We start from the raw sequence: 8,825 nt of genomic DNA, 5'->3' as shown, positions 1-8,825 counted from the left end.
CCCCCCCCCCCCCCCCCCCGCCCCCCCCCGCCCCCCCCCCCCCCCCCCCCCCCCCCCCCCCCCCCCCCCCCCCCCCCCCCCCCCCCCCCCCCCCCCCCCGGGGGTGACGACTGCACTACGCTCAGTGGGCCATGCGGCCCGCCGACCTCGCCCTGCTGCGGACGCCGGGGACGCCGGCGGTCTCGCCGGACGGGCGCATGGCCGTGGTCGCGGTCAGCCACCCCGATCTGGATGCCGACGCCTACCGCGCCCAGCTGTGGGCCGTCCCCACCGACGGCTCGGCGCCGGCCCGCCCGCTGACCTCCGGCGCCCGCGACTCCGCCCCGGCGTTCTCCCCGGACGGCCGCTGGCTGGCCTACCTGTCGGCTGCGCCCGGTGGGCACCCGCAGCTGCACCTGCTGCCCACCGCCGGCGGCGCGCCGCGCCGGCTCACCGACGCGCCGCTGGGCGCCGGCGCCCCGGTGTGGTCACCGGACTCCCGCCGGCTGGCCTGGGTGGCCCGCGTGCCCGAGGAGGGCCGCTACGGCACCGCCGACGACGTGCCGCCGGAGGCCGAGCCGCCGCGGCTGGTCACCCGGCTGCGGCACCGCGTCGACGACGTCGGCTACACCGCCGACCGCCCCAGCTGCGTGTTCGTCCTCGACCTGCCTCCGGACCCGCTCGACGACACCGGCGACCCGCCCGAGGCGCGGCAGCTCACCGACGGCCGCGGCGAGGACACCGACGTCGCCTGGTCGCCCGACGGCGGCACCCTGGCGTTCGTCTCCGCGCGGCACGCCCGCGCCGACCGCGACTGCGTCCGCGACGTCTGGCTGGTGCCGGTGACCGGCGGGGAGCCGCGCCGGGTGACCCGCGGCCGCGGCGAGTGCCGGCTGCCGGCGTTCGACCCCGCCGGGACGTGGGTCTACGTGACCGCTCGCCCCGACCTCGGCCCCGACGGGCTCGACGTCGCCGGGCGCGGGCTGACGCTGTGCCGGGTGCCGGCCGCCGGCGGCCCGCTGGAGGCCGTGCTCGACCCACGGGAGACCCACCGCGGCGACGAGACGCCGGCGACGGTGCTGTGCGGCGGCGCGGCGCTGGTCGGCGTCGAGCGGCGCGGCTCGGTGGCACTGCTGCGGGTGCCCCTCGACGGCGGCGCGCCCGAGACGCTGGTCGAGGGGCCGTTCACCGTGCGCGGGGTCGCGGCCGGGGGCGGGGTCGTCGTCGCCACCGTCGCGCACGACCGCTCGGCGGGGGAGCTGGTGGCGATCACCCCCGGCCGGCGTCGCCTGCTCACCGGCTTCGGCGCCGCGCTCGGCGCCACCGGCCGGCTGCACCGCGCCACCGAGCGCACCGCCACGGCCCCCGACGGCGCGCCGGTGCACGGCTGGGTCACCGTGCCCGACGGCCCCGGCCCGCACCCGGTGCTGCTGCTGGTGCACGGCGGGCCGTTCGCCCAGTACGGCTGGTCGCTGCTGGACGAGACGCAGGTGTACGTGTCGGCGGGCTACGCGGTCGTGCAGTGCAACCCGCGCGGCTCGTCCGGCTACGGGGAGGAGCACGCCCGCGCCGTCGTCGGGGCCTGGGGCGACCGGGACGCCGCCGACGTGCTGGCCTTCCTCGACGCCGCGCTGGCCGACCCGGCGCTGGACGCCGAGCGGGTCGGGATCCACGGCGGCTCCTACGGCGGGTTCCTCACCGCGCTGCTGCTCACCCGCACCGACCGGTTCGCCGCCGCGGTCGTGGAGCGGGCGGTGACCGACCCGGCGTCGTTCGCCGGCTCCAGCGACATCGGCTGGTGGTACGCCGACGCCTACATGGGCGCCGAGCCGGTGAGCCCGCTGGCGCAGGCCGCGGCGATCCGCACGCCGACCCTCGTCGTCCACGCCGAGCAGGACGAGCGCTGCCCGGTCGAGCAGGGCCGGCGGCTGTTCGTCGCGCTGCAGCGGCAGGGCGTGCCGAGCGCGCTCCTGCTGTTCCCCGGCGAGGGCCACGAGCTGTCCCGCTCCGGCCGGCCCCGGCACCGGCTGGCCCGGTTCGAGCACCTGCTCGCCTGGTGGGACCGCTGGCTGCCGGTGGGAACTCAGGCCGGCCGCAGCCGCGCGCCCTCGGCGGACACCACGAGCCGGCCGTCCACCCGCGCGGCCGGGAACACCGCCACGTGGCCGGGCGCCGCGGGGACCGGCAGCCCGCCGTCGATCTCGTAGCGGGAGTTGGTGACCTTGCGGCGGGTGCCGGCCGGGTCGTCGGGGCCTGCCGGCGGCGCGTCCGGCCGCAGCACGACGACCACCTCGGTGCAGCCCGGGGGCCAGTCCCAGCGCAGCCGGTCGCCGCGCAGCACGACGCCGGAGACCGGCGGCAGGGAGACGGCAGGGGGCCGCGGCCGGGCGTCCCCGCCGTGCGCCTCGGGCGCCGCGACGCCGAGCCGGGACGCGACGACGACGTAGCCGGCGACCTCGCCGTACCCGCCGTCCTCGAGCGCGGTGACCGTGGTCGACCCGACCACCTGCCGGGTGCCGTCCGGGCGCACCCGCAGCACCCGGTACTCGACCGGGCCCGCCGACGCCGACGCCGTCCAGCGCACCTCGCGGGCACCGCCGGGCGCCGGGGCGACGACGACGTCCGTGGCCGGCGCGACGGCCAGTGCGGCGAGCTCGGCCCGGGCGGCGGGGTGGTCGGCGACGGCGTCGAGGGCGGCCAGCAGCGCGTCCTCGCGGTCCCGGCCGGCGCAGGGCGGGGCGAGGACCGCGTCGGCCAGCGCCAGCGCCTCCCGCGACCGCCGGAGCAGCCCGGCGGCGTCCTCCCCGCCCGGGCCGGGGACGTCGGCGGCCGTGGCGACCAGCTGCTCGAGCGCGGCGGCGGCCGCCGCGTGGCGCCGCGCGGCGACGGCGGGACCCACACCGCGCCAGGCCGCCTCCGCCCGCGCGACCGCCTCCGCGGCCTCCTCCTGCACCGCGCGGATCGGCGGCTGCATGCCGCCGGCCGCGGCCAGCGCGGCGGCGGCGTGCCGGCGCGCGGCGACCGGCCGCCCGGCCCGCAGCGCCGCCCGGGCCGCGGACACCTCCGCCTGCCAGGCGCCCCGGCCGGGTACGGGCGGCGGCGGGACCAGCTCGACCGCGGTGCCGGCCGCGGCGGCCAGCTCGGTGACGACGGCGGCGGCGCGCCGCGGGTCGAGCCCGGCGGCCATCGCCTCCTGCACGAGGACGTGCGCGTCGGCGGGGGTGAGCCGGTCCTCGACGAGCACCGCGGCCGCCACCCGCGGGCGCAGCGCCTCGCGGACGTCGGCGGCCAGCGCGTCGAGGTAGCGGTCCGGGTCGCCGTCGACCAGCAGCGCGCCCACGGCGGCCAGCAGGTCGTCGACGAGCGCGCGACGCCGGTCGGGGCGGCGCTGCCGGTTGAGGACGAGCAGCGCGTCGCGGCGGCGGCGCACGGTCTCCCGGTCCGCCGTCGGGGGCAGCTCCAGGAACGCGTGCAGGCCCGGCACCGGGGCCCCCTCGATCCGGCCGAGCTCCTCCAGCCCGTCGCGGACCTGCCGGAGGACGGCGTCGTCGACGGTCGGGGCGGCGCCGAGCTGCCGGTGGCGGCGCAGCCGGGCCTCGAAACCGGCGTCGTCGACGCCCGCAGCGGCGGCCAGGGCGCGCAGCCCGTCGACCTTGTCCGCCGGCACGCCGCCGAAGCGCTCGGCCAGCCGCTCCAGGGCGGCGTCGAGCTCGGCGAACCGGGCCGCCTCCCGCCGCTCCCGCTCCGCGCGGGTCTGCCCGGCCAGCCACTCCCGCCCGCCGGGGGTGCGCAGCTGCGCGGCGAGGGCGTCGTGGGACCGCAGCAGCGCGGTCACCAGCCCGCGGTACTTGGGGTGGTCGCGCTGCTTCTGCCAGAACGCCCAGACCTCCTCGACCCGGCGGGCGACCTCGTCGTCGGTCAGCCACGCCGCGGCCTCCAGCGGGAGGTCGTAGACCTCGAAGGGGTCGGTGGTGTCCGGGCCGCCGCGGCGCTCGATCGCGGCGAGGACCCGCTTGCGGTAGCCGTTGCCGTCGAACGGCGGCAGCGTCATCGGCTCAGTCCTGCCGGCGGCGGACCCGGCCGACCTGCGCGCGCTCGCGGGCGACGTCGGCCTGGCTCAGCGCCGCGCCGGTCTCCACCCGCACGGTGAGCGGGCGGTCGGCCAGCCCCTCGTGCAGCGCGGTCAGCTCGAGGATGCCGTCGAAGCCCATCCGCAGCACGACCTCGATCTCGGTGCCGGCGGGGTACCCGGGCGGGATGTCCTCGATGGAGGCCTCGGCGAGCAGCTTGGCGTCCTCGGGCCGGGCCGACTCGGCGCCGCCGCCCTGCTCGACCACCCGGATGGTGACCACCCGCTGGTCGTCGTGCACCGTGCCGAACGAGCGGCGCACGGCCACCGGCAGCCGGTCGTCGCGGTGCACCAGGAAGACCGCCGACGGCTCGCCGAACCGGTCCAGCGCCAGGACGCCGAAGCCGCGGGAGACGGTGTTGAGCACCTGGATCTCCACGGTGCGCCGCACCTGAGCCGCGGACAGACCGACGGCGTCGCCGAGGCGGGCGCAGGCGGCGTCGACGTCGGCCGGGGCGGCGTACTGCAGCGGCGCGCCACCGCGCAACTGCCCGCGGGTCACCAGGTCGGCGGTGAGCAGCCGCTCCAGCTGCTTCTTCCGGCCGTACACCGCGGCGCCCCTGGCGACGGCGAGGTCGGGGTCGTGCAGCTCGGCCGGCACGCCGAGCTCGGCGGTCAGCCGCCGCGCGACGGCGGGCATCCGGGTCGAGCCGCCGACGAGCAGCACCCGGTCGATCCGGTCGACGCCGCGGGCGCGGGCCGCGGCGACCGCCGCGCGGGTCAGCTCCACCGTGCGGTCGAGCAGGCCCGCGGTGAGCCGCTCGAACTCGGCGCGGGTCACCGGCACGTCCACCCGGCGGCCGTCGTGCTCGACCGGCACGACGACGGACTGCCGGACGCTGAGCTCGCGCTTGGCCCGCTCGGCGGCGAGCACCAGCGCCTGGCCGCCGGCGCCGTCGTCGAGCGGGTCCTCGGCCTCGGGGTGGGCGGCGAGGAAGGCGTGCGAGAGGTGGACGGCGAGCTTCTCGTCCCAGTCGGCGCCGCCGAGCTCGTGGTCGCCGTCGGTGGCGACGACGGCCAGCCGCCGGTCGGCCAGCTCCACGACCGCGACGTCGACCGTGCCGCCGCCGAGGTCGTAGACGAGCGCGACCTCCTCGAGGTGCCCGGGCGGTCCGCCGCCGTCGAGGCGGGCGAAGCCGTAGGCCAGCGCGGCCGCCGTGGGCTCGTTGATGACGTCGAGGACGGTGAGGCCCGCGTACTCGCCGGCCAGCCGGGTGGCCCGCCGCTCCTCGTCGCCGAAGTAGGCGGGCACGGTGATGACGACGTCCTGCACCGGGCCCGGCGTGGAGAAGCCGGTCTCGCTGACCAGCGCCTTGAGCACCAGGCTGCTCACCGCGGGCGCCGACCAGGACCGGCCGTGGCTGACGAACCGCCACGTGCCGTCGCCCATGCGCCGCTTGACCAGCGTGCAGACGTCGTCGGGCCGGGCGCGCGCCAGGACGCGGGCGCGCTCGCCGGTGACGTAGTCGTCGGGGCCGACGAACAGGACGACGCTGGGCAGCGTCGGGGCGCCGTCGAGGAGGGGGACGACCCGCGCGGCGCCGTCGTCGTCGACCTGCGCCAGGCAGCTGTACGTGGTGCCCAGGTCGATCCCGTACACGGCAGGGGAGGGCGAGGGGGCACCGCGCGGCATGGGCCGGAGGGTAGCGGCGGGACATAGGGTCGGGGGGACGTGTCCGCCGCTCAGAGCGCAGGTCGGCCCGGTCGGGCGACCTGCGGGGAGGCCTCCCTTGGTCGACTACACGAAGCGCCCGAAGTCCCCGCCGCCGCAGCCGGAGACCCCTCCGGCCCCGCCGCAGCCGCCGCCGTACCAGCCCCCGCAGCCGCCGCCGGGGCAGCCCTACGGTCAGCCGCCGCACCAGGGGCAGCCGCCCTACCCGCCGCCGGGCCAGTACCCGCCGCCCGGGCAGCCGCCGTACCCGCCGCCGGGCCAGCCGTACGGGCAGCCGCCGTACCAGGGGCAGCCCCCGTACCCGCCGCAGGGCCAGCCGCCCTACCCGCCGCCGGGCCAGCCCCCCTACGGCCAGCCGCCGCAGCAGGACCCGTACGGCCAGCAGTACGGCCAGCAGCCGCCGGCCCCGCCGCAGCAGGGCGGGGTCAACATGGAGAAGGTGTCGCTGACGAAGTCGGCGCCGTCGGTCTCGCTGACGAAGACGGCCGGCACCACCGGCGTCCTGCGGGTCAACCTGAACTGGAACTCCCGTCCCGGTGGTGGCGGCGGCGGGGGCGGCGGCTTCCTCAAGCGGCTGGCCGCGGCTGCCGGCGGCGGGGCGATCGACCTCGACCTCGGCTGCCTCTACGAGTACGCCGACGGGTCCAAGGGCGTCATCCAGGCGCTGGGCAACGCCTTCCGCGGGCAGCACACGCTCGGCAACGGCGGGTCGATCGTGTGGTTGGACGGTGACGACCGGTCGGGCGCCAACAGCGGTGGCGAGAACCTGATGATCGACCTGCAGCACACGCAGCTGATCCGCCGGATCCTCGTGTTCGCGCTCATCTACGAGGGCGTGCCGAACTGGGGCCAGGCCGACGCCGTCGTCACCATGTTCCCGGCGAACGGGCCGCAGATCGAGGTGCGCCTGGACGAGCACGACCCGCGCGCCCGCATCTGCGCGATCGCGATGATCGAGAACCAGGGCGGGCAGCTCGTCGTCAACCGCGAGGTGCGCTACGTGCACGGCGGTCAGGACGTGCTCGACCGCACCTACGGCTGGGGCATGGACTGGACGCCCGGCCGCAAGTGAGCCGGTAGGCCCGCGCGCCCGGGGTCCCGCGACCCCGGGCGCGCCCGCCGACGGCGCTCAGGCGGTGCGTGTGCGCGGGGAAGCCCCGTCGTCCGCGGCCTTCCGCGGTGCGGGGGCGGCCCGGCGCGAGGGGGTCTCGGGCATCGGGCCACCGGCGGTGAGCCGGTAGGCCTCCGCCAGCCGGCGCAGGAGCGCGGCCTTCTCCGCGGGCCGCATCGCGGACCGCATGTTCTTCTCGGCCTGGTCCCTGATCGCGGTGAACAGGGCTTCCTGCGCCTCTTGCTTCGCCTGCGAGTGCATGTGGCCTCCTCGTGACCCGCCGCCGGCCGTCCTGGCCTGCACGCCGGCTCCCCGACCCACGGGAGCTGCCGACGGTCGCCGGCGCAGGCACAGATGGTCGCACCGGGCGACGCTCCCGGGCACCTGCGACCAGCCCCGCTACACAGCGCGACCGCGGCCTCGCAGGAGGACGACACCCGCGCGGGGACCGGTGGTCGAGGTGGCGCGCGGTGCTCCGGGCCGTGGACGCCCGCCGCGCGGCTGGGGACCGTGCAGGCCCGAGGGACCGGCACCGCCCGCCCGGGCCGGCGCCACGCACGGTGAAGGGGGACCCGATCATGCGCGTCATCCGCATCCTGCTGGCCGCGCTGGTGGCCGTCATGGTCACCGTCGTCACCGCCCCGGCGGCGTCCGCGGCACCGGACCGTCAGCTGCGGACCCTGCTCGGGGAGCTCTGGGAGACGGTCCTCGAGACGCCCGTGCGCGAGAACCCGCTGGCCGCGGGGGACCCCTGGTGCATCGACCTCGGCGACCGCGTGGTCGCGCCGTTCACGCTGGATCCCGAGGACCCGCCGACGTGCACCGTGGCACCGGGCACCCGGATCTTCGTCGCAGCCGTGACCATCGAGTGCAGCACCGTCGAGGAGCCGCCGTTCTTCGGCAGCACCGTGGCCGAGCTGCGCGAGTGCGCGCGTGCGGTGGACGTGCCGGGGAGCGACCTCACCGTCACCGTCGACGGCAGGCCCCTCTCGCTGACCCTGGTGGAGACGCCGCGGCTGACGATCCACCTCCCGGAGGACGACATCCTCGGGGTGCCGGCTCAGCGGGCCCTCTCCGTCGGTGCCGGCTTCGTCGCCCTCCTGCACCCGCTGCCGCCGGGGACGCACGAGATCGTGATCACCGGTACGGGCACCTTCCTCGGCGACTTCACGAACGTGACGACGATCGTGGTGGAGCCGGGCCGGCGCTGAGCACCGGCCCGGCCCCTGGGTCACCAGCCGCGGGCGCGCCACTCCGGCAGCGACGGGCGCTCGGCGCCCAGCGTCGTGTCCTTCCCGTGGCCGGGGTAGACCCACGTGTCGTCCGGGAGGACGGCGAACAGCCGCTGCTCGACGTCGTCGATGAGGCTGGCGAACCGCTCCGGGTCCTGCTGCGTGTTCCCGACGCCGCCGGGGAAGAGGCTGTCGCCGGTGAAGACGTGCGTGCCGGCGCCCTCCGGCCCCCGCCAGACCAGCGCGACGCTGCCCGGTGTGTGCCCGCGCAGGTGCACCACCTCCAGCACCTGCTCGCCGACGGCGACGGTGTCGCCGTGCGCCACCGTCCGGTCGACGGGGACGGGCAGGTCGCCGGCGTCGGCCGCGTGCGCCACCGTCTGCGCGCCGGTGGCGGCGACGACGTCGGGCAGCGCCCGGTGGTGGTCCCAGTGCCCGTGCGTGGTGACGACGGTGCGCAGGTCGGCGTCGCCGACGAGGGCGCGCAGCGTGTCGGGTTCGGCGGCCGCGTCGACGAGCAGCGCCTGCCCGGTCGCGGTGTCCCGCAGCAGGTAGGCGTTGTTCGCCATCTCGCTGACGGCGACCTTGCTGATCGTGAGCCCGGGCAGCTCCCGCACGTCGGCCGGGCCGCCCACCTCGACGTCGCCGGTGTAGGTCATCGGGCCTCCGTTCGAGATCTGTCGGCGACCGCGGTTACGGTCG

Annotated in this window: 6 protein-coding genes; 3 read left to right on the top strand and 3 right to left on the bottom strand. The window is 78.1% G+C overall.

Features of this window, described 5'->3' with window-relative positions:
* Positions 1-131 precede the first annotated feature (131 nt).
* On the top strand, positions 132-2,186 hold the full coding sequence (locus ACI79B_RS21485; protein ID WP_456930470.1) for a prolyl oligopeptidase family serine peptidase: 2,055 nt from the start codon (positions 132-134) through the stop codon (positions 2,184-2,186).
* A 1,848-nt stretch (positions 2,187-4,034) separates the two neighbouring features.
* Here ACI79B_RS21485 and ACI79B_RS21480 read toward each other — a convergent pair.
* Positions 4,035-5,741, bottom strand: coding sequence for an Hsp70 family protein (locus ACI79B_RS21480; RefSeq protein WP_456930471.1), 1,707 nt, complete (start codon positions 5,739-5,741; stop codon positions 4,035-4,037).
* A 97-nt stretch (positions 5,742-5,838) separates the two neighbouring features.
* Between ACI79B_RS21480 and ACI79B_RS21475 the strand changes: the two genes are divergently transcribed.
* A complete protein-coding gene (locus ACI79B_RS21475) occupies positions 5,839-6,852 on the top strand; it encodes a TerD family protein (protein ID WP_456930472.1) in 1,014 nt (337 codons plus the stop codon).
* 57 nt (positions 6,853-6,909) lie between these two features.
* On the opposite strand, the gene ACI79B_RS21470 is transcribed toward ACI79B_RS21475, so the two are convergent.
* Positions 6,910-7,152 carry a hypothetical protein gene (locus ACI79B_RS21470; protein ID WP_456929812.1) on the bottom strand — a complete coding sequence of 81 codons (243 nt, stop codon included), beginning with the start codon at positions 7,150-7,152 and terminating at the stop codon, positions 6,910-6,912.
* 317 nt (positions 7,153-7,469) lie between these two features.
* Between ACI79B_RS21470 and ACI79B_RS21465 the strand changes: the two genes are divergently transcribed.
* A complete protein-coding gene (locus ACI79B_RS21465) occupies positions 7,470-8,102 on the top strand; it encodes a hypothetical protein (protein WP_456929811.1) in 633 nt (210 codons plus the stop codon).
* A 20-nt stretch (positions 8,103-8,122) separates the two neighbouring features.
* Here ACI79B_RS21465 and ACI79B_RS21460 read toward each other — a convergent pair whose 3' ends face one another.
* A complete protein-coding gene (locus ACI79B_RS21460) occupies positions 8,123-8,782 on the bottom strand; it encodes an MBL fold metallo-hydrolase (RefSeq protein WP_456929810.1) in 660 nt (219 codons plus the stop codon).
* Positions 8,783-8,825 lie beyond the last annotated feature (43 nt).

Source organism: Geodermatophilus sp. SYSU D00879 (genome assembly GCF_054050375.1).
This window is presented reverse-complemented; position numbering and strand designations above follow the sequence as displayed.

Coding starts and splice junctions, on each gene's coding strand:
- ACI79B_RS21485 (WP_456930470.1), top strand. CDS start 132: ATGCGGCCCGCCGACCTCGCCCTGCTGCGGACGCCGGGGACGCCGGCG.
- ACI79B_RS21465 (WP_456929811.1), top strand. CDS start 7,470: ATGCGCGTCATCCGCATCCTGCTGGCCGCGCTGGTGGCCGTCATGGTC.
- ACI79B_RS21480 (WP_456930471.1), bottom strand. CDS start 5,741: ATGCCGCGCGGTGCCCCCTCGCCCTCCCCTGCCGTGTACGGGATCGAC.
- ACI79B_RS21460 (WP_456929810.1), bottom strand. CDS start 8,782: ATGACCTACACCGGCGACGTCGAGGTGGGCGGCCCGGCCGACGTGCGG.
- ACI79B_RS21470 (WP_456929812.1), bottom strand. CDS start 7,152: ATGCACTCGCAGGCGAAGCAAGAGGCGCAGGAAGCCCTGTTCACCGCG.